This is a genomic window from Halomonas sp. Y3, assembly GCF_024137965.1.
Classification (GTDB): Bacteria; Pseudomonadota; Gammaproteobacteria; order Pseudomonadales; family Halomonadaceae; genus Halomonas; species Halomonas mongoliensis.
Genome location: NZ_CP099975.1, coordinates 941,628 through 965,270 on the forward strand (window position 1 = coordinate 941,628; position 23,643 = coordinate 965,270).

A 23,643-nucleotide genomic window follows, 5' to 3' on the forward strand; every position below is an offset into this window, starting at 1 on the left:
CTCGGTTGTGCGGAACAGGCCGGCATTCTACGCGGTTTGAAGGGGGAAAGCATTTGCAAAGGCTGGGGCTGGCGACTAGACTACCGTGCGCTGCAAGACTGGGTCGTGCACCCAGGTGGCGACTCCCCGCGACCGACACGCTGCCCTCCGGCTCGCTTACGCGCTCCGGAACCGTTGCTGTCGCGATCACTGCCACCCACAGGGGTGTGCGTACTAACCGAACTCTAGTTACCTAAGGTAGGTGAGTGCTTAATGCCTTCTGTTAAAGTACGTGATAACGAGCCGTTTGACGTCGCACTGCGTCGTTTCAAGCGTTCCTGCGAAAAAGCCGGTGTTCTCTCCGAAGTGCGTCGTCGCGAGTACTACGAGAAGCCGACCGCAGAGCGCAAGCGCAAGTCGGCGGCCGCCGTCAAGCGTCACGCCAAGAAGCTCCAGCGTGAGCGCAAGCGCTTCGAACGGCTCTACTGATCCGTACTGGAGGCAGCCAGGGCCCCGGGCCCGGGCGGTCTCAGGAGGACGCCAAGCGGCCGCCATCCGGTGGCCGCTTGTTTTTTCCGGGGCGTTGGCCCACTGGTGCCGGCGACCCGCCGCGATCGCATCGCCAGTCGTCGAGGTGATCCGACCCCATGGCAGGACAGATTCCCCAGCGCTTTATCGATGACCTGCTGGCCCGCGTCGACGTGGTCGAGGTGGTGGGCGAGCGCGTCAAGCTCAAGAAGGCGGGCCGCAACTACTCCGGGCTCTGCCCCTTTCATCAGGAGAAGACGCCGTCGTTTACCGTCAGCGCCGACAAGCAGTTCTACCACTGCTTCGGCTGCGGTGCCCACGGTAACGCCCTGCGCTTCCTGATGGAGTATGACAAGCTGCGCTTCCCCGAGGCGGTGGAGCAGCTCGCCGGCCGGCTGGGGCTGGAGGTGCCTCGCGAGGGCGCCGACGATCCCCGGGCCCAGGCCCGTGAGCGCAAGCGCAAGGAGGGGGTCAACCTGCTGGAGCTCTCGGCGAGCTTCTTTCGCGAGCGGCTGAAGATGCCGGAAGGCCAGGGGGCTCGGGAATACCTCGAGCGCCGCGGGCTCTCGCCGGAGGTACAGCAGACCTTCGGGGTCGGCTATGCGCCGAACGGCTGGGAGGCCCTCAAGCGACACCTCTCCGAACGCGGCGTCGGTGAGGCGGTGCAGGTGGAGTATGGCCTGCTGGTGCACCGGGAGGAGAGCGGGCGCACCTACGACCGCTTCCGGGATCGGGTGATGTTTCCGATCCGCGATATCAAGGGGCGCACCATCGGCTTCGGCGGCCGGGTGCTGGGCGATGCCAAGCCCAAGTATCTCAACTCGCCCGAGACGCCGGTGTTTCACAAGGGGCGTGAGCTCTACGGGCTCTACGAGGCGCGCCAGGCCGACCACCGTCTGGAGCGGGTGGTGATCGTCGAGGGCTACATGGACGTGGTGGCCCTGGCTCAGTTCGGCATCCGCAACGCCGTGGCGACCCTGGGCACCTCCACCAGCGAGGAGCACCTGACCCGGCTGTTTCGCATGGTGAGCGAAGTGGTGTTCTGCTTCGACGGTGACCGCGCCGGCCGCCAGGCGGCGGCTCGGGCCCTGGAGACGGTGCTGCCGCTGATGATCGACGGACGCCAGGCGCGCTTCCTGTTCCTGCCCGAGGGGGAGGACCCGGATACCCTGGTGCGCCAGGAGGGGGCCGAGGCCTTCCAGGATCGCATCACCTGCGCCAGCCCGCTGTCGGAGTTTCTCTTCGACCAGGCGGCGGCGGGGCGCGACCTGGCCAGGATCGAGGATCGCGAACGCTACGCCAGTCAGGTGCTGGCGGCGCTGGCGAGGCTGCCGGAGGGGGTGCTGAAGTCGCTGATGCTCAGCGAGCTCTCGCGGCGTACCGGGGTCGAGGCGTCGAGCTTTGCCACCCTGCTGGCTCGCTCCCGTCAGGCGGCTCCCGAGCCGGCTGCGGGGCCGGGGGAATCGGCGCCGATGGGGGAGGCGGCGGGCGAGATGCCGGAGGCGCCGCCGCTCGGCGAGCGTGCGCCGCCGGCACGCCGCAGCGGCTCCCTGAGCCTGGCGGCTCGGGCGCTGCAGCTGCTGGTGCATGAGCCCGAGCTGGTGGCCCAGCTGCCGAAGGCAGACGACTGGTGCCCGGAGGAGGATCCCGACGGGCGCCTGTGTCGCGAGGTGATCCGCCTGCTGCGTGCCGGGCGCTACCGCAGCGCCCAGGTGCTGCTGGCGCACTTCCACGGCACGCCGGAGGGAGAGCGGCTGGCGGCGCTGGCGCGGCGCGAGCTGCTGATCCCGAGGCCGGCGCGGGGCGCCGAACTGGAGGGGCTGGTGTCGCACTTTCTTCGGCACCGGGAGCGGCGCTCGCCTCAGGAAGAGATCGATACGCTGCTGGCCAGGGAGAAGGCGGGGGAGCGGCTCTCCAGGGAGGAGAAGCAGCGCCTGATGGTGCTGCTGACCGAACTGCATCGCTGACCGTAAGGTCAATAGGGCATTCGCCTGCTTTCTAACGATTAGCTGGCGCCAGGGTTGATTTTTCTCCTACCATCCCCACATAGGAGAGGGCGCTTGGCACCGGCGTAACCAGACAACTTAACACACCTGAATGACCGCGCAAATAGATCGAACTGGCAGGAAGGTGCTTTCTGCCGCTATACTGTTCGGCTTCACGACTTTTCTCCACCCAGCGCTTCAGGTGCTTCATTCTTCTTCGTCGAGATAGGGTTTCTATGGCTGGAAATGCGCAGCAGCAGTCACGTCTGAAGGAGTTGATCGCGCGCGGCAAGGAACAGGGCTACCTGACCTATGCCGAGGTCAACGACCACCTTCCCGAGGATATCGCCGACCCCGATCAGGTGGAAGACATCATCGGCATGATCAACGACATGGGTATCAGCGTCGTTGAGGAAGCCCCCGATGAAGACACCCTGATGATGTCGGATCACTCCACCGACGAGTCTGCCGCCGAGGAGGCCGTGGCGGCCCTGGCCGCGGTGGAGAGCGACGTGGGCCGTACCACCGACCCGGTGCGCATGTACATGCGCGAGATGGGCACGGTGGAGCTGCTGACCCGCGAAGGCGAGATCGAGATCGCCAAGCGCATCGAGGAGGGTACCCGGGAGGTGATGTCCGCCCTGGCCTACCTGCCCGGTGCGGTGGAGTCGATCCTCGACGCCTATGATACCACCCAGGACGAGGAGGCCCCTGGCCGCCTCTCCGACCTCTTTTCTGGCTTTATCGACCCCGACGAAGGCATTCCCGGCGTGGCCGAGGCGGAGCCGCCCGAGCCCGAGATCAGCGATGAGCTCGACGATGAGGGCGACGGGTCGGACGATGATGAGGAGGAGGACACCTCCTCCAACGAGGGTGGCCCGGACCCGGAAGAGGCCCGCGCCCGCTTCGAGCAGATCCGCGAGCAGAACGCCGCCGCCCATGCCGCCATCGCCGCCCACGGTCGCGGCTCGAAGGAGGCCCAGGAGGAGCTGGCGCGACTGGCCGAGCTCTTCTCGCCGATCAAGCTGGTGCCCAAGCACTTCGAGCGCCTGGTCAACCAGGTGCGGATCAGCGTCGAGCAGGTGCGCGCCCAGGAGAAGGCGGTGATGCAGCTTTGCGTCAAGAAGGCGCGCATCCCCCGCAAGACCTTTATCAAGGCCTTCCCGGGCAGCGAGTCCGACCCCCAGTGGCTGGACCGCTTCGCCGGCGAGCATCCCAAGTATGCCGATCGCCTCGAGCCGCTGCGCGCCGATATCCAGCGCGCCCAGCGCAAGATCGCCTTCGAGGAGGAGATGGTCTGTCTGCCGGTGACCGAGATCAAGGAGGTCAACCGTCGCCTCTCCATCGGTGAGGCCAAGGCGCGTCGTGCCAAGAAGGAGATGGTGGAGGCCAACCTGCGTCTGGTGATCTCCATCGCCAAGAAGTACACCAACCGCGGCCTGCAGTTCCTGGACCTGATCCAGGAGGGCAACATCGGCCTGATGAAGGCGGTGGACAAGTTCGAGTATCGCCGCGGCTACAAGTTCTCCACCTACGCCACCTGGTGGATTCGCCAGGCGATCACTCGCTCCATTGCCGACCAGGCGCGCACCATCCGTATTCCGGTGCATATGATCGAGACCATCAACAAGCTCAACCGGGTCTCCCGGCAGATGCTTCAGGAGATGGGCCGCGAGCCTACCCCCGAGGAGCTGGGTGAGCGTCTCGAGATGCCGGAAGACAAGGTGCGCAAGGTGCTCAAGATCGCCAAGGAGCCGATCTCCATGGAGACGCCCATCGGTGACGACGACGACTCGCACCTGGGCGATTTCATCGAGGACGGGACCATGATCCTGCCCATCGATTCCGCCACCGGCGAGGGGCTGATCGAGGCGACCCGCAACGTGCTGGGTGGGCTCACCGCTCGGGAAGCCAAGGTGCTGCGCATGCGCTTCGGCATCGACATGAACACCGACCACACCCTCGAGGAGGTCGGCAAGCAGTTCGATGTCACCCGCGAGCGGATCCGCCAGATCGAGGCCAAGGCGCTGCGCAAGCTGCGTCATCCCAGCCGCTCCGAGCCGCTGCGCTCCTTCCTCGACGAATAGCGTCAGGGAGCAGGCTCGGGTCGAATGCCCCGCCGTAACGAAGAAGCCCCGCAGGCAGTGCCTGCGGGGCTTCTTGCTTTCCGGGACGTCCGGATCAGCCTTTGCGACGGGCCAGGGCCCAGCGCCGGGCGAGCAGGGTCAGCTCGATGACCGCGATCAGGATCAGCGCATAGCCGAGCAGCTCCACCACCTCTTCGGCGGCGTCCTTGAAGGTGCGCACATAGTGCTCCTCCATGACCGCCATCCAGAAGTCCTGGCGGCCGTAGAGGCGCGAGAAGACGTAGGTAGTGAGCACCCCTGCGGCAAAGAGGCCGAAGGAGAAGCTGTTGGCGTAGCTGGCGAACTCCTCGACGAAGCGCTTGCGCTCGCGGATCACCCAGAAGAGGATCGGCACTATCACCAGGGCCACCAGCACCTTCCAGGTATGGTAGGCCACCCGAGTATCCAGGAAGTAGTCCTGCTCCCGGATAAAGGAGCTGAAGGTGAAAGCGAACATCAGCAGGGTGACAGTGGGCAGCACCTTCAGCACCTGGCGGGTATAGAGCAGCAGCAGCGACGCCGTGAGCAGCACCGCGCTCTGGGCGAGCTCGGTGAAGCCGTACTCCGAGAAGCGCACCTCGGGGAAGTGCAGCGCCTCGATATAGGCGCCCTGGGCAAGCCCTGCGACCAGCAGGATATAGAGGGTGGCGCGCAGGCAGGTAGCGGTGAAGCCGATCGGCCAGGGCTGGCCGGGAGAGAGGGGCTGAGACATGGCGTGTAGGGACTTCCGGGTCGAGACATTCATGATTGCATGTATTCTACTACCTAGGTCTCATGCTGCCCATGGATGGGTAAACTTCTTTCTTTTCAAGGCTCTGTATCAGCTGGACGGTTTGTTTTCAAGCTATTGAAAAGCCTGGAGCTACGCCATTGGTCGAGTCATGCCCAACAGGCTATTGCCGTGACGTCTCGACTCCTCTAGCTTACGTTAACGTAAAGTGCCGAACGCGAAGACGCATCGGCCAGTCCGCTGCCGAGATGGCCATAACAACGACAACGGCGCACAACAACGACAACAGCAATAACGGCGGATCGCTTCTGCGATCCAGAGAGGACGTCACATGACCCAGGAGTTCATACTGGAAACTCGCGGGTTGACCAAGGAGTTTCGCGGCTTCACCGCCGTGGACGATGTCAACCTGCAGATCCGGGAGGGGCATATCCATGCCCTGATCGGCCCCAACGGGGCCGGCAAGACCACGGTCTTCAACCTGCTCACCAAGTTCCTGCCGCCCACCCGCGGCGAGATCCTCTACCGCGGCAAGCCGATCACCGGCATGAAGGCCAACGAGATCGCCCGGCTGGGCCTGGTGCGCTCCTTCCAGATCTCCGCGGTGTTCGGCCACATGACCGCCATGGAGAACGTGCGCGTGGCGCTGCAGCGTCCCATGGGCACCTCCTTCCACTTCTGGAAGTCCGAGCGCACCCTCGACCACCTCAACGACCGCGCCATCGAGCTGCTCGAGGAGGTGGGGCTGCGCGACTATGCCGACGTGCTCACCGTGGAGATGCCCTACGGCCGCAAGCGCGCCCTGGAAGTGGCCACCACCCTGGCCATGGACCCGACCATGATGCTGCTCGACGAGCCGACCCAGGGCATGGGCGCCGAGGACGTCGATCGCATCGTCGAGCTGATCCGCCGCGTGGCCCGCGGGCGCACCGTGCTGATGGTGGAGCACAACCTCAGCGTGGTGAGCCGGCTGTGCGACCGCATCACCGTGCTGGCCCGCGGCGCGGTGCTGGCCGAGGGCGACTACGCCACCGTCTCCGCCGACCCGCGGGTCAAGGAGGCCTACATGGGCAGCGAAGCGGCGGAAGAGGAGGCCACGGCATGAATCAGGCAGCCCAAGCGGTGCAGGACCCGGCGCTCCAGTACCAGGACAACGATGGCGCCGAGATGCTCCGGGTCAGCGACCTGCACGCCTTCTACGGCGAGTCCCATATCCTCCACGGCGTCGATTTCAATGTGAAGCGTGGCGAGCTGGTGACCCTGCTCGGGCGCAACGGCGCCGGGCGCAGCACCACCCTCAAGTCGATCATGAACATGGTCGGCCGGCGCACCGGCTCGATCATGATCAACGGCAACGAGACCCTGGGCATGAAGGCCCACCGCATCCCGCGGTTGGGCATTGGCTACTGCCCCGAGGAGCGCGGCATCTTCGCCAGCCTCGACGTCGAGGAGAACCTGCTGCTGCCGCCCACGGTGCGCTCCGGCGGAATGTCGATCGACGAGATCTACGAGATGTTCCCCAATCTCTACGAGCGGCGGCGCAGTCAGGGCACCCGGCTCTCCGGGGGCGAGCAGCAGATGCTGGCCATGGCGCGGATCCTGCGCACCGGGGCGCGGCTGCTGCTGCTCGACGAGATCACCGAGGGGCTGGCGCCGGTCATCGTCCAGAAGCTGGGCGAGGTGCTGGTCAAGCTCAAGGAGCGCGGCATGACCATCGTGCTGGTGGAGCAGAACTTCCGCTTTGCCGCCCCCTTGGCCGACCGCCACTTCGTGATGGATCACGGGATGATCGTCGAGGAGATCTCGGCGGCGGAGCTGCCGAGCCGGCGCGAGCACCTGCATACCCTGCTGGGCGTATGAGCCGCCGCTGCTCCTCGCCGCGGCAACAACGAATGCAACAACTGTCGTAACAACAACAAGAGCCCCGCCTCGGGGCAGAGGAGAATCACATGACCTTCATCAAGAAGAGCCTTACCGCCGCCGTCGCCCTGGCCGCCACCGCCGCCATGGCCACCACCGCCCAGGCCGAGATCAGTGACGGCGAGGTGCGCATCGGCTACCTGGCCGACATGTCCGGCACCTACCGCGATCTGGCCGGCCCCGGCGGCCTCGAGGCGCTGCGCATGGCCGTCGAGGACTTCGGTGGCAACGTCAACGGCGCACCGATCCAGGTGTTCAGCGCCGACGACCGCAACAGCGCCGACGTGGGCGCCAGCACCGTGCGCGAATGGATCGACACTCGCAATGTCGACATGGTGGCGGGCCTGGTGGCCTCCTCGGTGACCATCGCCGTGACCCGCGTGCTGGAGGAGAACAACAGCTTCGGCATCGTCTCCGCCTCCGCCGCCTCGAGCATCACCAACGAGCACTGCACCCCGAATCATATCCACTGGGTCTATGACACCTACCCGCTGGCCAACGGCACTGCTCGCGCGGTGGTGGAGCAGGGCGGTGACAGCTGGTTCATGCTTACCGCCGACTACGCCTTCGGCCACGCCCTGGAGGGCGATGTGACCCGCGTGGTCGAGGAAGCCGGCGGCGAGATCATTGGGGGCGTGCGCCATCCCTTCCCCACCGACGACTTCTCCTCCTACATCCTCCAGGCCCAGGGCTCCGGCGCCAAGATCATCGGCCTGGCCAACGCCGGCTCCGATACCGTCAACTCCATCATGACCGCCAGCCAGTTCGGCGTGGTCCAGGCTGGCCAGCAGCTCGCCGGTCTGCTGGTCTTCCTCAACGACGTCTACGCCATGGGCCTCGAGGATACCCAGGGGCTGCTGTTGACCACCGGCTGGTACTGGAACATGGACGACGAGTCCCGGGAGTGGTCCGAGCGCTACTACGAGCGCGTGGGTCGCATGCCGACCATGGTCCAGGCCGGCATCTACTCCAGCACCATGCACTACCTGCAGGCCGTCGAGGCCACCGGCAGCGATGACCCGGCCACCGTGCGCGAGTACATGATGGGGCAAGAGATCAACGACTTCTTCGCCCGTAACGGTCGCCTGCGCGAGGACGGCCGCATGGTTCACGACATGTACCTGGCCCAGGTGAAGTCGCCGGCCGAGTCCGAGCACGAGTGGGACCTCTACGAGATCCTCTCCACCATCCCCGCCGAGGAGGCGTACCGTCCGCTCTCCGAGAGCCAGTGCAAGCTGGTGCAGAACTGAAGCGAGCAGACCGGCGGCGGCGTGAGCCGCCGCCCCCTCTGACGGGAGATTCCTGACATGACGATGATATTCGGGGTGCCGCTGGCGGTGTTCCTCGGCCAGCTCCTGCTCGGCCTGATCAACGGTGCCTTCTACGCCCTGCTCAGCCTGGGCCTCGCGGTGATCTTCGGCCTGCTGAAGATCGTCAACTTCGCCCACGGCGCCATGTACATGCTGGGGGCCTTCGCCACCCTGCTCGGCATGCGCTACCTGGGCATCAACTACTGGACGGCGCTGCTGCTGGCGCCGCTGATCGTCGGCCTGTTCGGCATGCTGCTCGAGCGCACCATGCTGCGCCGCATCGCCCATCTGGACCACCTCTACGGCCTGCTGCTGACCTTCGGCCTGGCGCTGATCTTCGAGGGGACCCTGGTCAACTTCTTCGGCGTCTCGGGCGCTCGCTACCCGACCCCCGAGCTGCTGCAAGGCGGCTTCCAGACCGGCTTCATGTTCCTGCCCAAGTACCGCGCCTTCGTGCTGGTGGCGGCCATCGCGGTCTGCCTCTTCACCTGGTACATGATCGAGCGCACGCGTCTCGGTGCCTATCTGCGCGCCGGCACCGAGAACCCGGCGCTGATGCAGGCCTTCGGCGTCAACGTGCCGCTCCTGATCACCCTCACCTATGGCTTCGGCGTGGCCCTGGCTGCCTTCGCCGGGGTGCTGGCCGCGCCGCTCTACCCGGTGTCGCCCACCATGGGCTCGAACCTCTTGATCGTGGTCTTCGCGGTAGTGGTGATCGGCGGCATGGGCTCGATCCTTGGCGCTGTGCTCACTGGCCTCGGCATGGGGCTGATCGAGGGCCTGACCAAGGTGTACTACCCCGAGGCGGCCAACACCGTGATCTTCCTGGTGATGATACTGGTGCTGCTGCTGCGACCCGCCGGCCTGTTCGGCAAGGAGGCATGACCATGTCCGCGACCCAGACCCAGACGCTGCCCCCCTCCATGAAGCGCCAGCGGCGCGCCGATATGCGCCGCAACGTCTTCTACCTGGTGCTGATCGGCATCGGCCTGGTGGCGCCCTTCGTCGCCTACCCGGTGTTCCTGATGAAGGTGCTCTGCTTCGCGCTCTTCGCCTGCGCCTTCAACCTGCTGCTCGGCTATGCGGGGCTGCTCTCCTTCGGGCATGCCGCCTTCCTGGCCACCGGCGGCTATATCACCGGCTACCTGCTGGCCAGCTATCCCGGCTTGACCCCGGAGCTTGGCATCATCGCCGGCACCCTGGTCGCCGTGGCCCTGGGGGCGGTGTTCGGTGCCCTGTCGATCCGTCGCCAGGGCATCTACTTCGCCATGGTGACCCTGGCGCTGGCCCAGCTGGTGTTCTTCGTCTACGTCCAGTCGCCCTTCACCGGCGGTGAGGACGGCCTGCACGGGGTACCGCGGGGCGAGCTGTTCGGCATCATCAGCCTGCGCAGCAACCTGGCGATGTACTACTTCGTGTTCGCCATCTTCCTGTTCGGCTTCGCCCTGATCCAGCGTGCGGTGCACTCGCCCTATGGCCAGGTGCTCAAGGCGATTCGCGAGAACGAGCCGCGGGCGATCTCGCTGGGCTACAACGTCGATGCCTACAAGCTGGTGGCCTTCGTCCTCTCCGCGGGCCTCGCCGGCCTGGCCGGCTCCACCAAGACGGTGGTCTTCCAGCTCGCTTCCCTGACCGACGCCCACTGGCACATGTCCGGCGAGGTGATCCTGATGACCCTGCTGGGCGGGGTGGGCACCCTGTTCGGCCCGGTGGTGGGCGCTGGCATCGTGGTCAGCCTGCAGCACATGCTGGCGCAGTCGCCCCTGGGCAACTGGGTGGGACCGATCCTCGGGGTGATCTTCGTGATCTGCGTGCTGAGCTTCCGCAGCGGCATCGTCGGCGAGATCCTCAAGTCCTACCGCAAGAACTTCAAGTAGCCGGCAAGGGGCGTCCGGTCGCGCAACGCCGAGGCCCCCGACCATACTCTTCACTTCTACCTTCAGGCGCCCCATGGGGCGCCTTTTTTGGTGCGCCTGGCGCGGCGCTCACCGGTGCCAGAGAAAGCTCGAGGCCATCACGCCGCTGCCCGCACCGGTGCCGGTTCGTCCTGGCAGGCTGCTGGGCAGATGCGCCACCAGATGATCGATGAACTGGCGTACCTTTGGGGAGCGCTGGCGGTGGCGTGGAAAGACCGCCCAGACGGCAGTGTCGTCATGGCGATAGGCGTCGAGCACCGAAATGAGGGCGCCGCTGGCCAGGTGCTCCTCCACGTAGTAGTCGGGCAGCTGGGCCAGGCCCAGCCCCTTGAGGGCGGCATCCAGCAGGGCAGGACCCGAGTTGGCGCGCCATGCTCCGGATACCCTTACCTCGCGACGTACGCCTTCCACGGCAAAGCGCCAGTGGTCTCGGGTGCCGATCAGACAGCGGTGGCGGGAGAGCTCCGCCAGGGCGTGGGGCTGGGAGACATGGGCGAAGTAGGCTGGTGCTCCCACCACGTACTCGCGCCGCTCGCAGAGCCGACGGGCCACCAGGCTCGAGTCCTCCAGCCGCCCCATGCGGATGGCGATATCGAAGCCCTCGTCGATGATGTCCACCTGGCGGTTGGTGAAATGCATGCGCACCTCGAGGCGCGGGTGGGCCAGCAGGAAGTCGTTGACCAGGGGGGCGATGAAGCGTTCGCCGAAGGTGGTGGCCGAGGTGAGGCTGAGCAGGCCCCGAGGGCGCTCCTGGAGGTCGCTAAGGGCCGCCTCGGCCTCGCGGAAGCCGTCGAACAGCTGGCGGCAGTGGGTGAAATAGAGCCGCCCCTCGTCGGTCAGGTGGGTCTGGCGCGTAGTGCGGTAGAGCAGGGCGGTACCGAGCTGCTGTTCGAGCTGGGCCACGAGCCGACTGACGTGGGAGGGCGAGACGGAGAGTTCCCGGGCGGCGGCGGCGAAGCTGCCCAGGCGCACCACTTCCACGAAGGCTTCAACACGGTCCCAGCGCTGCATGATCGCTCCTTCCGGTGACGGGATATGGACGGGCCGATGGGGGCGGCGTAGGCTGATTGTTGCTGTGTGGCAATAATGTCGTGCCTTTGGTGCAGTTTATCTCGTTGGGCACTCTTGCCTAGACTGAAAGAGATGATTCCCTGAACGAGGAGAGCCACCATGAAGTCACGCGCCGCCGTCGCCCTGGAAGCGGGCAAGCCCCTGGAGCTCGTCGAGCTCGATGTCGAGGGGCCCAAGGCCGGCGAGGTGCTGGTGAAGATCGCCGCCACCAGCGTCTGCCACACCGATGCCTATACCCTCTCCGGCGCCGACCCGGAGGGCAATTTCCCGGCGGTGCTGGGCCACGAGGGGGCCGGCATCGTCCAGGAGGTGGGGGAAGGGGTCACCAGCGTGCGCCCCGGCGACCACGTCATCCCGCTCTATACCGCGGAGTGCGGCAAGTGCAAGTTCTGCCTCTCCGGCAAGACCAACCTCTGCGGCAGCGTGCGCGCCACCCAGGGCAAGGGGGTGATGCCCGACGGCACCAGCCGCTTCTCGCTGGAAGGCAAGATGCTGCACCACTACATGGGCACTTCCACCTTCAGCGAGTACACCGTGCTCCCCGAGGTGTCGCTGGCGGTGGTCTCGAAGGAGGCGCCCCTGGATAAGATCTGCCTGCTGGGCTGCGGCGTGACCACCGGCATCGGCGCGGTCATGAACACCGCCAAGGTGGAGCCGGGCGCCACCGTCGCCGTCTTCGGCCTCGGCGCCATCGGCCTCGCCGTGATCCAGGGGGCGGTGATGGCCAAGGCGTCGCGCATCATCGCCATCGACATCAACCCCGAGAAGTTCAAGCTGGCCGAGCAGTTCGGCGCCACCGACTTCGTCAACCCCAAGGAGTACGGCGACCCCATCCAGCAGGTGATCGTCGATTTGACCGACGGCGGCGTCGACTACTCCTTCGAGTGCATCGGCAACGTCAACGTCATGCGCTCGGCGCTGGAGTGCTGCCACAAGGGCTGGGGCGAGTCGATCATCATCGGCGTGGCCGGTGCCGGCGAGGAGATCTCCACCCGCCCGTTCCAGCTGGTCACCGGGCGGGTCTGGAAGGGCTCCGCCTTCGGCGGCGTCAAGGGGCGCTCGGAGCTGCCGGGCTACGTGGACCAGTACATGAAGGGTGAGCTCAATATCGACGACTTCATCACCCACGACCTGCCCTTCGAGAAGATCAACGAGGCCTTCGATCTGCTGCATCGGGGTGAGAGCATCCGCACCGTGCTTCACTACTGAGCGCCATGCGCCGCGTAGCCCCTTATCCCTGAAAGTGCGGCCGGGACAGGCGTCCCGGCCGCCAGGAGACCCAACCATGACCATGACCGAGAACCTGGAGCTGGTATCGGCCAACAAGAGCTTCGGTGGCTGGCACAAGCGCTACCGCCACCGCTCCCGGGCGCTGGACTGCGAGATGGTCTTCGCCATCTACCTGCCGCCACAGGCCGAGACCGAGCGGGTGCCCCTGCTGTGGTGGCTCTCCGGTCTCACCTGCACCGACGAGAACTTCATGCAGAAGGCCGGTGCCCAGCGCCTGGCGGCGGAGCTGGGTATCGCCATCATCTGCCCCGACACCAGCCCCCGGGGCACCGACCTGCCCGGCGAGCACGACAGCTATGACTTCGGCAGCGGTGCCGGCTTCTACGTCAACGCCACCCAGGCGCCCTGGAAGAAGCACTACCGCATGTACGACTACGTTACCGAGGAGCTCCCCTCGGTGGTGCGCCAGCACTTCCCGGTGAACGGCCGCGAGTCCATCAGCGGCCACTCCATGGGCGGCCATGGGGCGCTGATCATGGCCCTGCGTCGGCCCGGCCACTACCGCTCGGTATCGGCCTTCGCCCCCATCGTCAACCCGTCCGACTGCCCCTGGGGCCAGAAGGCCTTCAGCGGCTACCTGGGCGAGGATCGCGGCAACTGGACCCAGTACGACGCCTGCGAGCTGGTGGCCCGGGGCGCCTCCAGCCAGCCGCTCTTCATCGACCAGGGCGAGGCCGACGACTTCCTCGAGGAGCAGCTTCGGCCCGAGCGGCTGGAGGCGATATGCGCCGAGCACGACCATCCGCTGACCCTGCGCCGCCAGCCCGGCTACGACCACAGCTACTACTTTATCGCCTCCTTTATCGAGGACCACCTGCGCTATCACGCCGAGCGGCTGTACAGGAAGCGGTGAGGCGCCGGGAGCCGTTGAGACAGCGTCTGCCGCTCGTCTCCCCGCCGGGCAAGGCCGTATACTGGTGTCAGGGTTTTCGGCGCACAGGGGCGAGCGGCAGTGGTGAGAAAGATGGTAGCGGCATGGGGGGGACGACTCTGGGGCTGGCTGTGGCGAGCCCTGCTGGGCTTCGTGGTGCTCTCGGTGCTGCTGGTGCTGCTCTTCCGCGAGGCGCCGGTATTCGGCTCCATGGTGATGGTGGAGCGCAAGGTCCAGTCCTGGATCGCCAGGGAGCCACTGGAGATTCGCCACCAGTGGCAGCCCTGGGAGGCGCTCTCCAACCATGCCAAGCTGGCGGTGATCGCCGCTGAGGACCAGCGCTTCCCCGAGCACCGCGGCTTCGACCTGGTGGAGATGCGCCGCGCCTGGGAGTCCAACCGCGCCGGCGGGCGGCTGCGCGGGGCCAGCACCCTGAGTCAGCAGACCGCCAAGAACCTCTTCCTCTGGACCGGGCGCAGCTGGACGCGCAAGGGCCTGGAGGCCTGGTTCACCCTGCTGATCGAGACCCTGTGGCCCAAGCAGCGCATTCTCGAGGTCTATCTGAACATCGCCGAGTGGGACAGCGGGGTGTTCGGCCTGGAGGCGGCCGCCCAGCACTATTTCGGGATCTCGGCCAGCCAGCTCAATGCGGTGCAGGCCAGCCGCCTGGCGGCCATCCTGCCCAACCCGCGAGGCTGGGATGCGGCGCGCCCCAGTCCCCACGTGGAGCGGCGCAGCGTCTGGATCCGCCAGCAGATGAATAACCTGGGTGGAGCGACCTACCTGGAAAGGCTGTAGCCAACAAGCCAAGCTGAAGGTGTCAGTCTGCCGTCAGGCCGAGGGCGCCAGCCCAGTAAGCCGGGAACCAACAGCGCAGCGCTTCGCCCCTTCAGACCAGGAGTCCGCCATGGCCGAACCCTCCGCTCCCCCCCAGCGCCGCCGCCGCAGCAGGCCTCGCGGTCGCGAGCTGGCGCCGGTGGCGCTGGCCGCCCTGAGGCTGCTGCTTGGCGATGAGCGCGAGCGGCCGGAGCTGCGTCGCCGCGACCTGCTGATCGAGCACCTGCACGCCATCCAGGATGCCCACGGCCACCTCTCCCTGGTGGAGCTGCGGGCCCTTGCCGCCTACATGAACCTGCCCATGGCGGCCATTTACGAGACCGCCACCTTCTATGCCCACTTCGACGTGGTCCACGACGGCGAGGCGCCGCCGCCGGAGGTCACGGTGCGGGTCTGCGATTCGCTCTCCTGCCAATTGGCCGGCGCCGAGGCGCTGCGCGAACGGCTGGCGGCGGGCCTTGACCCGGAGGCGGTGCGGGTGGTGCGCGCCCCCTGCATGGGGCGCTGCGACACCGCCCCGGTGGTCGAGGTGGGGCACCACCACGTGCTCTACGCCACCCCCGAGGGGGTCGAGGCGGTGGTGGATACCGGCCACACCCATCCCGAGGCGATCCTCTGGCAGCGCCTGGCCGATTACCGCGCCACCGGCGGCTACGCGCTGCTGACCCGGTGTCGTGCCGGCGAGGTGGGCGTCGAGGCCCTGCTCGATGGGCTCGAGCGCGCCGGCCTGCGCGGCCTGGGCGGGGCGGGCTTCCCTACCTTTCGCAAGTGGCAGGCGGTGCGCGCCGAGCCCGCCCCCCGCTACGCGGTGATCAACGCCGACGAGGGCGAGCCCGGCACCTTCAAGGACCGTGTCTATCTCGAGCGCGAGCCGCACCGCTTCCTGGAGGGGGCCCTGGTCAGCGCCTGGGCGGTGGAGGCCAGCGCCCTCTATATCTATCTGCGTGACGAGTATCCCGGGCTGCGCCGGGTGCTCGCCGAGGCGATCGCCGAGCTCGAGGCCGCGTGCCTGGTCGCTCCCGGTTTCGTGGTGCTGCGCCGCGGCGCCGGGACCTACATCTGCGGCGAGGAGTCGGCGCTGATCGAGTCCCTGGAGGGCAAGCCCGGCAAGCCGCGCCACCGGCCGCCCTTCGTGGCCCAGCGGGGGCTCTTCGATCGGCCGACCCTGGTCAACAATGTCGAGACGGTCTACTGGATCCCGCTGATCCACGAGAAGGGCGCCGACTGGTTCGCGAGCCAGGGCCGGCACGGGCGCAAGGGGCTGCGCAGCTTTTCGGTCTCCGGCCGGGTCAAGCGGCCCGGGGTGCACCTGGCCCCCGCCGGCATCACCCTGGCCGAGCTGCTCGAGGAGTACTGCGGCGGCATGGCCGAGGGGCACTGCCTCGCGGGCTACCTGCCGGGCGGCGCCTCGGGGGGCATACTCCCGGCCGGCAAGGCGGATCTCCCGCTGGACTTCGATACGCTCCAGGAGCACGGCTGCTTTATCGGTTCGGCGGCGATCATCGTGCTCTCGGACCGGGACGATCTGCGCGCCGTGGCCGCTAATCTGCTGGCCTTCTTCGCCGACGAATCCTGCGGCCAGTGCACGCCCTGCCGGGTCGGCACCGAGAAGATGCTGACCCTGCTCGAGCGCGACGAGTGGGACGTCGAGGCGCTCGAGCGCCTCGCCCGGGTGATGATGGACGCCTCCATCTGCGGCCTGGGCCAGGCGGCGCCCAACCCGGTGCTGAGCCTGCTGCGGGACTTTCGCGGCGAACTCGAAGCCCAGAACCTCATCGTGAAAGGGTAGGGAGGCAGACCATGCAGACCATGCAGACCACTCAGACCCCGAACCCCGAGACCTTTACCCTGACCCTGGACGGCGTCGAGGTGAGCGCCCGACCCGGCGAGACCCTCTGGCAGGTGGCCAAGCGTGCCGGCGAGACCATTCCCCACCTCTGCTTCAAGGACGCTCCGGGCTATCGGGCCGACGGAAACTGCCGCGCCTGCATGGTGGAGGTCGAGGGAGAGCGGGTGCTCGCCGCCAGCTGTATCCGCGAGGCGGCTCCCGGCATGGTGGTGAGGAGCGCCAGCTCCCCGCGCGCCCGCGAAGCGCGGGAGTCCGTCATGGAGCTGCTGCTCGCCGACCAGCCCGAGCGGGAGGCGAGCCCCGACCGCGCCAGCCACTTCTGGGCCATGGCCGAAGCGCTGGCCATCGACGCCGCGGCGGTGGGCGAGCGGCTGCCCGCCCGGGCGGAGCGCGCCGCGCCCACCGTTCACCATGTGCGCTCCCGAGAGGCGCAGCGCTTACAGGATGCCTCCCATACCGCGATGAACGTCAACCTCGACGCCTGCATCGAGTGCGGGCTCTGCGTGCGCGCCTGCCGCGAGGTGCAGGGCAACGACGTCATCGGCCTGGCCCACCGCGGGGCGGCGGCGAAGATCGTCTTCGACTTCGACGACCCCATGGGGGAGAGCACCTGCGTGGCCTGCGGCGAGTGCGTCCAGGCCTGCCCCACCGGGGCGCTGATGCCGGCGACCCTGATCGACGAGGCGGGCCGCGGCGCCCCCGCCGCGCCCGACCGCACCGTGGACTCCGTCTGTCCCTACTGCGGGGTGGGCTGCCAGCTCAGCTACCACGTCAAGGATGAGCAGATCCTCTTTGTCGAGGGCAGGGACGGCCCCGCCAACCAGGGGCGACTCTGCGTCAAGGGACGCTTTGGCTTCGACTACCCCAACCATCCGGCGCGCCTCACCCGGCCGCTGATCCGCCGGGACGGCGTGGCCAAGGGGCTCGACCCCGACTTCGATCCGGTAAGGCCGCTCACCCACTTCCGCGAGGCCAGCTGGGAGGAGGCGCTGGCGCTCGCCGCCCGCGGCCTCGTCGACCTCAAGTCGGCCCATGGCCCCGGGGCGCTGGCCGGCTTCGGCAGCGCCAAGTGCTCCAACGAGGAGGCCTGGCTCTTCCAGAAGCTGGTGCGCACGGGCTTCGGCTCCAACCACGTGGACCACTGCACCCGGCTCTGCCACGCCAGCTCGGTGGCCGCGCTGATGGAGTGCCTGGGCTCGGGAGCGGTGACGGCGTCGTTCATGCAGGCGCTCGAGGCGGATGTGGTGCTCCTCACCGGCTGCAATCCGGCGGTGAACCACCCGGTGGCGGCCACCTACTTCAAGCAGGCGGCGAGGGGCGGCACCCGGCTGATCATCCTCGACCCCCGCGGCCAGGCGCTGGACGCCTACGCCTGGCGCAGCCTGCGCTTCTCCCCCGGCGGCGACGTGGCGCTCTATAACGCCATGCTCAATGTGATCATCGACGAGGCGCTCTACGACCAGGCCTATATCGACGCCCATACCGAGGGCTTCGCGGCGCTCAGGCAAAGCGTGGTGGACATGACCCCCGAGGCGATGAGCGGCCTGTGCGGCGTGGCCCCCGAGACCATCCGCGAGATCGCTCGCGCCTACGCCACCGCCGAGCGGGCGATGATCTTCTGGGGCATGGGCATCTCCCAGCACGTCCACGGCACCGATAACGCCCGCTGCCTCATCTCGCTGGCCCTGGCTTGCGGCCAGACCGGCCGACCCGGCACCGGCCTGCACCCGCTGCGCGGCCAGAACAACGTCCAGGGCGCCTCGGATGCGGGCCTGATCCCCATGGTGCTGCCCGACTACCAGCCGGTGGCCGACGCCCAGCTGCGCGCCGCCTTCGAGGAGCTCTGGGGCGCCGAACTCGACCCCGAGCCCGGGCTCACCGTGGTGGAGATCATGGATGCCATCCTGGCCGGCCAGGTCCGCGGCATATATATCCTCGGCGAGAACCCGGCCATGTCCGACCCGGACCTGAATCACGCCCGCCAGGCCCTGGCGGCCCTGGAGCACCTGGTGGTGCAGGATCTGTTCGTCACCGAGACCGCCCAGTTCGCCGATGTCATCCTGCCGGCCACCGCCTGGCCGGAGAAGGAGGGTACGGTCACCAATACCAACCGCCAGGTGCAGCTGGGCCGCGCCGCCGTGGCGCCGCCGGGAGAGGCCAAGCCCGACTGGTGGATCATCCAGGAGATCGCCCGGCGCTTCGGCCTGGCCTGGGACTACGCCCACCCGAGCGAGGTGTTCGCCGAGATGAAGCGCGGCATGCCCTCCCTGGACAACATCTCCTGGGAGCGCCTGGCGCGGGAGGGCTCGGTGACCTATCCCTGCCCCGCCGAGGACGCCCCGGGCCAGGACGTGGTCTTCAGCGACGCCTTCCCCCGGGCCGGCGGCCGGGCCAGGTTCGCCCCCACCCGGCCGCTGCCGCCGGACGAGCCCATCGACGCCGACTACCCTACGGTGCTGACCACCGGGCGGCTGCTGGAGCACTGGCATACCGGCGCCATGACCCGCCGCGCCAGCGTGCTCGACGCCCTGGAGCCCGAGGCGACGGCCAGCCTCTCGCCGGGGGAGCTCAACCGCCTCGGGATGGCGCCGGGGGAGGCGATCACCATCGTCACCCGCCGCGGCGAGATCACCCTTGCGGCCCGCAGCGACCCGTGGATGCCCGACGGCATGGTCTTCGTGCCCTTCGCCTATGTGGAGGCGGCGGCCAACCTGCTGACCAACCCGGCCCTGGACCCCTTCGGCAAGATCCCCGAGTTCAAGTACGCCGCCTGCCGACTGTCGCGGGCTGCCCCCTGACCACCAGCACCACCCCGGTGATGGCGACGGCCATGCCGACAAGCGAGATGGGCGGCAGGGCCTCGTCGAAGAGCCACCAGGCCTGCAGGGCGGTCACCGGCGGCACCAGGTAGAAGAGGCTCGCCACCCGGGAGGCCTCGCCGCGCCGGATCAGCGCCATCAGCAGCAGGATGGCGGCGATCGACAGCACCAGCACCAGCCAGCCCAGGGTGAGGGCGAAGGTGGGGGTCCAGGTCACGCTGCGCTCCTCGAAGAGCAGGGCGCCGAGCCCCAGCACCGCCCCCGCCGCCAGGTACTGCACCACGGTGCCGGAGAGCAGCGGCATGCCGGTGCAGTGGCGCTTCTGGTAGAGGGTGCCGCCGGAGATGCCGGCCAGGGCCACCAGGATGGCCAGCAGGGCGCCGGCGCCGAAGCCCTGGAAGAGCGCCTCGCCCGGGTCCAGCTTGCCGCCCAGCACCAGGGCCACGCCCACCAGGCCCAGCACCAGCCCCAGCCACTGGCGGCCGCCCAGCCGCTCGCCCAGCAGGGGGCCGGCCAGCGCCGCGGTGAGCAGCGGCTGTAGCCCCACCAGCAGCGAGGCGAGCCCCGCCGGCATGCCCAGGTAGATGCCGTAGAAGACCCCGCCCAGGTAGGCGCCGTGGACCAGCAGGCCGGAGATGGCGATATGGCCCCAGAGCCGGGCGCCCCGGGGCCACTCCCCGGAGAGCCAGTGGGCCAGGGGTACCAGCAGTGCCAGGGTCAGCGCGAAGCGGATGAACAGGAAGGTGAAGGGCTCGGCGTAGGGCAGGCCGAACTTGGCACCGATGAAGCCGGTGCTCCACAGCACGACGAACAGCAGCGGCATGGCGGCGAGCCACAGGCCGGCGGCACGGGAAGCAGGAGCGGGGGGCATCTGGAACGTCCATGTCAGTTAAAAGGGGAGCCACTGACCATACTGCGCCGCTCGAGTTTCGCCTAGCCCCCGGCAGGCTGCCGGAGGCTCTCCCGGGGAATGAATGTTATTCCCATTCGCCGGCGATGCCTCGAAGCCGCCCATGCCGGGCCTGATGGCGAAGCGATGACTCAGGGTGTCGCTTTTTAGGTACGAATGTAACGCTGGGCGCACTTCATGTTTCCAGCTATTACAAGAAAATTGTGAACGCGAGGCACTCATCGCCGTCACACTCCCCACATACACGCAACGCCCCTCTGGAGGTATTCATGAAACGGATGACTGCTCTGTTCTCTGCCGCCCTGCTCAGCGCCGGCCTGATGTCCGCCACCGCCCACGCCCAGCAGGATCCGGCGGCCGCCCCCGAGCAGCCCCAGGCCGCTGCCCCGGCCATGGACTTCTCCGATGAGCAGCTCCAGCAGTTTGCCGACGCCTCCCAGGAGATCGCCGTGATCTCCCAGGAGTATACCGAGCGCCTGCACGCCGCCGAGGACGAAGCCTCCCAGCAGGAGGTGCGCATGGAAGCCAACGACAAGATGGTCGAAGTGGTCGAGGAGAGCGGTCTCGACGTGGATACCTTCAACGCCATCGGCCAGGCGATCCAGCAGGATCCCGAGCTGATGCAGCGCGTCCAGGAGATGGCCCAGTCATAAGGCTGCGCCCTTCCTGAAGCCGACTCCCATCGGCAGCCGAGACGGCCACCCTCCGGGGTGGCCGTCTTCGTGTGGGCGCCTGCCCGCCATACGCTTTACAGCGCCCCGGCGAACTCCCAGACTTGGCGTGACGATACCGCCAGAGGGGAGCGTGACGCATGGAAGTCGAACTGCTGGAAATTCGCCAGCACATGGGGCGCTTCCCGCCCTTTGATGCGCTCTCCGACGAGCTCCTCGACGAGATCGCCGGCCAGGTCGAGGTCGCCTACTTCCAGGCCGGCAGCGACATCCTGCTGCTCGACCAGGAGATCCACGAGCTGGGCTATATCCGCAGCGGCGCCGTGGAGGTCTATCGCCGCAATGGCGAGCTCTACGACCGCCGCGGTGAGGGCGACATCTTCGGTCACTTCAGCCTGCTGCGAAATCACCGGGTCCGCTATCCCGTGCGGGCTCTCGAGGACACCCTGGTCTACTTCCTCCCCGATGCGCTTTTCCAGCGTCTCTGCGAGGAGGATGAGCACTTCGCCGACTTCGTGGAGCTCGAGCGGCCACGCCTCGAGTCGGTGGTGGAGCATCAGAAGAAGCAGAACGACATGATGATCACCCGGGTGCGCAAGCTGCTGACCCGCTACCCGGTGATGGTGGAGGCGAGCACCACGGTCCAGCAGGCCGCTCGCCAGATCAGCGACTCCGGCGCCTCGGCGGTGCTGGTGCTCGACGCCCCCGGCGACAACCCCCGCTACACCTTCCGGGACAGCGAGGAGCGCGCCTGGCAGGTGTGCGGCATCCTCACCGACAGCGACTTCCGGCGCATGATCGCCGAGGGTCGCGGCCCCGAGACGCCGGTGGGGGAGGTGGTCGGCCACCACCTGGTGGCGATCCAGTCCGACGAGTCGGTGCACGAGGCGATGCTCACCATGCTGCGCAACAATATCCACCACCTCCCGGTGGTGTATCGGCGCCATCCGGTGGGCATCGTGCACCTCTCGGACATCATTCGCTACGAGACCCACTCCAGCCTCTACCTGGTCAGCAACATCTTCAACCAGTCCTCGGCGGAGGGGCTCGCCCGGCTCGCCCCGGACGTGCGCGCCGCCTTCGTGCGCATGGTGGAGGATGGCGCCGACTCGCGGATGATCGGCTCGGCGCTCTCCACCATCGGGCGCAGCTTCACCCGCCGCCTGCTGGAGCTGGCCGAAGAGGCCCTGGGCCCGCCGCCGGTGCCCTACTGTTTCATGGCCATGGGCTCCATGGCGCGCAACGAGCAGTCCATCGTCACCGACCAGGACAACGCCCTGGTGCTGGATGACGCCTTCGACCCCGAGCTCCACGACGCCTACTTCCTGGAGATGGCGAAGATCGTCAGCGACGGGCTGCACGCCTGCGGCTACACCTACTGCACCGGCGATATCATGGCCACCAACCCGCGCTGGCGGCAGCCGCTGTCGGTGTGGAAGGGCTATTTCCTGGACTGGATTCGAGACCCCACCCCGGAGCGGCTGCTGCACAGCTCGATCTTCTTCGACCTGGATGTCGTCCACGGCGAGAACGTCTTCGTCGAGCAGCTCCAGGACCTGGTGGCCGAGCAGGCGCCCCAAAGCCCGCTCTTTCTGGCCGCCATGGCCCGCAACGCCCTGAACCGCACGCCGCCGCTGGGGGTCTTTCGCACCTTCGTGATGGAGAAAGACGGCAAGCAGAACAACACCATCAATATCAAGCGTCGGGGGACCGCGCCTCTCACCGACCTGATCCGCGTTCACGCCCTGGCCTGCGGCTCTCGGGCCCAGAACAGCTTCGAGCGCCTCGACGATATCGGTCGTACCCAGCTGCTGGCGCCGGGGGTCAGCGAGAAGCTGCGTCACGCGCTGGAGTTTCTCTCCATGGTGCGCATTCGCCACCAGGCCTACGATCTGCAGCAGGAGCGTACCCCCGATAACAATATCGAGCCGGAAAACGTCGGCGACACCGAGCGCCATACCCTCAAGGATGCCTTCCAGGTGCTCAGCAACGCCCAGAAGTTTCTCAAGTTCCGCTACCCGGTCCCTTCCGGAGCGGCGCGCCGCTCGCGGGGTAGCCGGTGATTCGGCTGCCGGGCGCGGCGCGCCGGCAGGCGCCCGGCTGGCCCGAGTACCTGGCCGATCGGGCCGCCCGGGTCCAGCATCCGCTGCTCAAGGCCTATTGCGCCGCGGGCTGTCCCGACCCGGCCACCCCCATCGCCGAGGTGCCGATGGCGGCCCTGGATATCGAGACCACCGGGCTCGACCCCCGGCGCCACGCCATCGTCAGCGTCGGCGTGGTGCCCTTTACCCTGGCGCGCATTCCGCTGCGCGAGCGGCGCTACTGGGTGCTCAAGCCGGCTCGCGAGCTCACCGAGACCTCGGTGACCCTGCACCATATCACCCACGCCGAGGTGGAGCGGGCTCCGGACCTCGCCGAGGTGCTCCCCGAGCTGCTGGAGGTGCTGAAGGGGCGCGTCGCCGTGGTGCACTACCGTCAGATCGAGCGGCCCTTCCTCGACAGCGGCATCCAGGCCCGGCTGGGGGAGGGGCTGCGCTTCCCGATGATCGACACCATGTCCCTGGAGGCGCGCCTCCATCGCCAGTCGCTCTGGGCGCGCTTTCGCCGCTGGCTGGGCCGTCCGCCGGTCTCCATCCGCCTGCACAACAGCCGTGAGCGCTACGGCCTGCCTGCCTATCAGGGCCACCACGCCCTGGTCGACGCCCTGGCCACTGCCGAGCTGCTCCAGGCCCAGGTGGCCAGCCGCTACTCGCCCCAGACCCCGGTGGGTGAGCTCTGGAGCTGAACGCGAAAAGGCGACCCGAAGGTCGCCTTTCCACTTTCACGCCGGC

The 23,643-nt window shown here is 67.7% G+C and carries 20 protein-coding genes; 16 read left to right on the top strand and 4 right to left on the bottom strand.

Features of this window, described 5'->3' with window-relative positions; genetic code table 11:
- The first annotated feature begins 252 nt into the window (after positions 1–252).
- Both rpsU and dnaG read left to right on the top strand, forming a co-directional pair.
- Positions 253–468 (top strand): 30S ribosomal protein S21, encoded by a 216-nt coding sequence (gene rpsU, locus NHL60_RS04485; RefSeq protein ID WP_253449498.1) that lies wholly within the window; start codon positions 253–255, stop codon positions 466–468.
- Between the two features lie 158 nt (positions 469–626).
- Entirely contained in the window at positions 627–2,474 is a 1,848-nt protein-coding gene (gene dnaG, locus NHL60_RS04490) for a DNA primase (protein ID WP_253449501.1), read from the top strand.
- Between the two features lie 31 nt (positions 2,475–2,505).
- Here the strand turns inward: dnaG and NHL60_RS04495 are convergent, their stop codons facing one another.
- A complete protein-coding gene (locus tag NHL60_RS04495; protein WP_253449504.1) occupies positions 2,506–2,703 on the bottom strand; it encodes a hypothetical protein in 198 nt (65 codons plus the stop codon).
- A 25-nt stretch (positions 2,704–2,728) separates the two neighbouring features.
- Here NHL60_RS04495 and rpoD point away from each other — a divergent pair, with 25 nt between their 5' ends.
- Positions 2,729–4,579, top strand: coding sequence for an RNA polymerase sigma factor RpoD (rpoD, locus tag NHL60_RS04500; protein ID WP_253449507.1), 1,851 nt, complete (start codon positions 2,729–2,731; stop codon positions 4,577–4,579).
- Between the two features lie 94 nt (positions 4,580–4,673).
- Here the strand turns inward: rpoD and NHL60_RS04505 are convergent, their stop codons facing one another.
- A complete protein-coding gene (locus NHL60_RS04505; RefSeq protein WP_253449510.1) occupies positions 4,674–5,330 on the bottom strand; it encodes a hypothetical protein in 657 nt (218 codons plus the stop codon).
- 349 nt (positions 5,331–5,679) lie between these two features.
- On the opposite strand from NHL60_RS04505, the gene NHL60_RS04510 reads away from it, so the two are divergent.
- The 5 genes from NHL60_RS04510 (at position 5,680) to NHL60_RS04530 (ending at position 10,455) form a co-directional block, all read left to right on the top strand.
- Complete coding sequence (locus NHL60_RS04510; protein WP_253449513.1) at positions 5,680–6,453, top strand: ABC transporter ATP-binding protein; 774 nt, start codon at positions 5,680–5,682, stop codon at positions 6,451–6,453.
- A 62-nt stretch (positions 6,454–6,515) separates the two neighbouring features.
- On the top strand, positions 6,516–7,208 hold the full coding sequence (locus NHL60_RS04515) for an ABC transporter ATP-binding protein (protein ID WP_253451963.1): 693 nt from the start codon (positions 6,516–6,518) through the stop codon (positions 7,206–7,208).
- Between the two features lie 89 nt (positions 7,209–7,297).
- Positions 7,298–8,518 carry an ABC transporter substrate-binding protein gene (locus tag NHL60_RS04520; RefSeq protein ID WP_253448752.1) on the top strand — a complete coding sequence of 407 codons (1,221 nt, stop codon included), beginning with the start codon at positions 7,298–7,300 and terminating at the stop codon, positions 8,516–8,518.
- Positions 8,519–8,575: 57 nt separating this feature from the next.
- Positions 8,576–9,463, top strand: a complete 888-nt coding sequence (locus NHL60_RS04525; RefSeq protein ID WP_253448753.1) for a branched-chain amino acid ABC transporter permease — start codon at positions 8,576–8,578, stop codon at positions 9,461–9,463.
- 2 nt (positions 9,464–9,465) lie between these two features.
- Positions 9,466–10,455, top strand: coding sequence for a branched-chain amino acid ABC transporter permease (locus tag NHL60_RS04530; protein ID WP_253449516.1), 990 nt, complete (start codon positions 9,466–9,468; stop codon positions 10,453–10,455).
- Between the two features lie 108 nt (positions 10,456–10,563).
- On the opposite strand, the gene NHL60_RS04535 is transcribed toward NHL60_RS04530, so the two are convergent.
- Positions 10,564–11,505 carry a LysR family transcriptional regulator gene (locus NHL60_RS04535; RefSeq protein ID WP_253449519.1) on the bottom strand — a complete coding sequence of 314 codons (942 nt, stop codon included), beginning with the start codon at positions 11,503–11,505 and terminating at the stop codon, positions 10,564–10,566.
- A 159-nt stretch (positions 11,506–11,664) separates the two neighbouring features.
- Between NHL60_RS04535 and NHL60_RS04540 the strand changes: the two genes are divergently transcribed.
- The 5 genes from NHL60_RS04540 to fdhF all read left to right on the top strand — a co-directional run bounded on the left by NHL60_RS04540 (position 11,665) and on the right by fdhF (position 19,210).
- On the top strand, positions 11,665–12,774 hold the full coding sequence (locus tag NHL60_RS04540) for an S-(hydroxymethyl)glutathione dehydrogenase/class III alcohol dehydrogenase (protein WP_253449522.1): 1,110 nt from the start codon (positions 11,665–11,667) through the stop codon (positions 12,772–12,774).
- A gap of 76 nt (positions 12,775–12,850) precedes the next feature.
- Positions 12,851–13,708, top strand: a complete 858-nt coding sequence (gene fghA, locus NHL60_RS04545; RefSeq protein ID WP_253449526.1) for an S-formylglutathione hydrolase — start codon at positions 12,851–12,853, stop codon at positions 13,706–13,708.
- Between the two features lie 111 nt (positions 13,709–13,819).
- A complete protein-coding gene (mtgA, locus tag NHL60_RS04550; protein WP_253452004.1) occupies positions 13,820–14,524 on the top strand; it encodes a monofunctional biosynthetic peptidoglycan transglycosylase in 705 nt (234 codons plus the stop codon).
- 109 nt (positions 14,525–14,633) lie between these two features.
- The gene (locus NHL60_RS04555; protein WP_253449529.1) at positions 14,634–16,352 is read left to right on the top strand and encodes an NADH-ubiquinone oxidoreductase-F iron-sulfur binding region domain-containing protein; all 1,719 of its coding nucleotides are present in this window, start codon (positions 14,634–14,636) and stop codon (positions 16,350–16,352) included.
- Positions 16,353–16,363: 11 nt separating this feature from the next.
- Positions 16,364–19,210, top strand: coding sequence for a formate dehydrogenase subunit alpha (gene fdhF / locus NHL60_RS04560; RefSeq protein ID WP_253449532.1), 2,847 nt, complete (start codon positions 16,364–16,366; stop codon positions 19,208–19,210).
- Here fdhF and NHL60_RS04565 read toward each other — a convergent pair.
- The gene (locus tag NHL60_RS04565) at positions 19,170–20,102 is read right to left on the bottom strand and encodes a DMT family transporter (RefSeq protein WP_253449535.1); all 933 of its coding nucleotides are present in this window, start codon (positions 20,100–20,102) and stop codon (positions 19,170–19,172) included. The genes fdhF and NHL60_RS04565 overlap by 41 nt on opposite strands.
- A 308-nt stretch (positions 20,103–20,410) precedes the next feature.
- Here NHL60_RS04565 and NHL60_RS04570 point away from each other — a divergent pair, with 308 nt between their 5' ends.
- The 3 genes from NHL60_RS04570 to NHL60_RS04580 all read left to right on the top strand — a co-directional run bounded on the left by NHL60_RS04570 (position 20,411) and on the right by NHL60_RS04580 (position 23,597).
- Positions 20,411–20,794, top strand: a complete 384-nt coding sequence (locus NHL60_RS04570) for a DUF4168 domain-containing protein (protein WP_253449538.1) — start codon at positions 20,411–20,413, stop codon at positions 20,792–20,794.
- Positions 20,795–20,952: 158 nt separating this feature from the next.
- Positions 20,953–22,875: a DUF294 nucleotidyltransferase-like domain-containing protein gene (locus tag NHL60_RS04575; protein ID WP_253449541.1), complete on the top strand. Its 1,923-nt coding sequence runs from the start codon at positions 20,953–20,955 to the stop codon at positions 22,873–22,875.
- Positions 22,872–23,597: a 3'-5' exonuclease gene (locus NHL60_RS04580; protein WP_253449544.1), complete on the top strand. Its 726-nt coding sequence runs from the start codon at positions 22,872–22,874 to the stop codon at positions 23,595–23,597. Before NHL60_RS04575 ends, NHL60_RS04580 begins: the two co-directional genes overlap by 4 nt.
- Positions 23,598–23,643 lie beyond the last annotated feature (46 nt).

What these genes read in the sequence shown, in the direction of transcription:
- NHL60_RS04575 (WP_253449541.1), top strand. Translation starts at nt 20,953, where the DNA reads ATGGAAGTCGAACTGCTGGAAATTCGCCAGCACATGGGGCGCTTCCCG.
- fghA (WP_253449526.1), top strand. Translation starts at nt 12,851, where the DNA reads ATGACCATGACCGAGAACCTGGAGCTGGTATCGGCCAACAAGAGCTTC.
- NHL60_RS04525 (WP_253448753.1), top strand. Translation starts at nt 8,576, where the DNA reads ATGACGATGATATTCGGGGTGCCGCTGGCGGTGTTCCTCGGCCAGCTC.
- NHL60_RS04510 (WP_253449513.1), top strand. Translation starts at nt 5,680, where the DNA reads ATGACCCAGGAGTTCATACTGGAAACTCGCGGGTTGACCAAGGAGTTT.
- NHL60_RS04515 (WP_253451963.1), top strand. Translation starts at nt 6,516, where the DNA reads ATGCTCCGGGTCAGCGACCTGCACGCCTTCTACGGCGAGTCCCATATC.
- NHL60_RS04565 (WP_253449535.1), bottom strand. Translation starts at nt 20,102, where the DNA reads ATGCCCCCCGCTCCTGCTTCCCGTGCCGCCGGCCTGTGGCTCGCCGCC.
- dnaG (WP_253449501.1), top strand. Translation starts at nt 627, where the DNA reads ATGGCAGGACAGATTCCCCAGCGCTTTATCGATGACCTGCTGGCCCGC.
- NHL60_RS04535 (WP_253449519.1), bottom strand. Translation starts at nt 11,505, where the DNA reads ATGCAGCGCTGGGACCGTGTTGAAGCCTTCGTGGAAGTGGTGCGCCTG.
- NHL60_RS04540 (WP_253449522.1), top strand. Translation starts at nt 11,665, where the DNA reads ATGAAGTCACGCGCCGCCGTCGCCCTGGAAGCGGGCAAGCCCCTGGAG.
- NHL60_RS04505 (WP_253449510.1), bottom strand. Translation starts at nt 5,330, where the DNA reads ATGTCTCAGCCCCTCTCTCCCGGCCAGCCCTGGCCGATCGGCTTCACC.
- NHL60_RS04555 (WP_253449529.1), top strand. Translation starts at nt 14,634, where the DNA reads ATGGCCGAACCCTCCGCTCCCCCCCAGCGCCGCCGCCGCAGCAGGCCT.
- NHL60_RS04570 (WP_253449538.1), top strand. Translation starts at nt 20,411, where the DNA reads ATGAAACGGATGACTGCTCTGTTCTCTGCCGCCCTGCTCAGCGCCGGC.
- NHL60_RS04520 (WP_253448752.1), top strand. Translation starts at nt 7,298, where the DNA reads ATGACCTTCATCAAGAAGAGCCTTACCGCCGCCGTCGCCCTGGCCGCC.
- mtgA (WP_253452004.1), top strand. Translation starts at nt 13,820, where the DNA reads ATGGTAGCGGCATGGGGGGGACGACTCTGGGGCTGGCTGTGGCGAGCC.
- NHL60_RS04530 (WP_253449516.1), top strand. Translation starts at nt 9,466, where the DNA reads ATGTCCGCGACCCAGACCCAGACGCTGCCCCCCTCCATGAAGCGCCAG.
- rpsU (WP_253449498.1), top strand. Translation starts at nt 253, where the DNA reads ATGCCTTCTGTTAAAGTACGTGATAACGAGCCGTTTGACGTCGCACTG.
- NHL60_RS04495 (WP_253449504.1), bottom strand. Translation starts at nt 2,703, where the DNA reads ATGAAGCACCTGAAGCGCTGGGTGGAGAAAAGTCGTGAAGCCGAACAG.
- fdhF (WP_253449532.1), top strand. Translation starts at nt 16,364, where the DNA reads ATGCAGACCATGCAGACCACTCAGACCCCGAACCCCGAGACCTTTACC.
- rpoD (WP_253449507.1), top strand. Translation starts at nt 2,729, where the DNA reads ATGGCTGGAAATGCGCAGCAGCAGTCACGTCTGAAGGAGTTGATCGCG.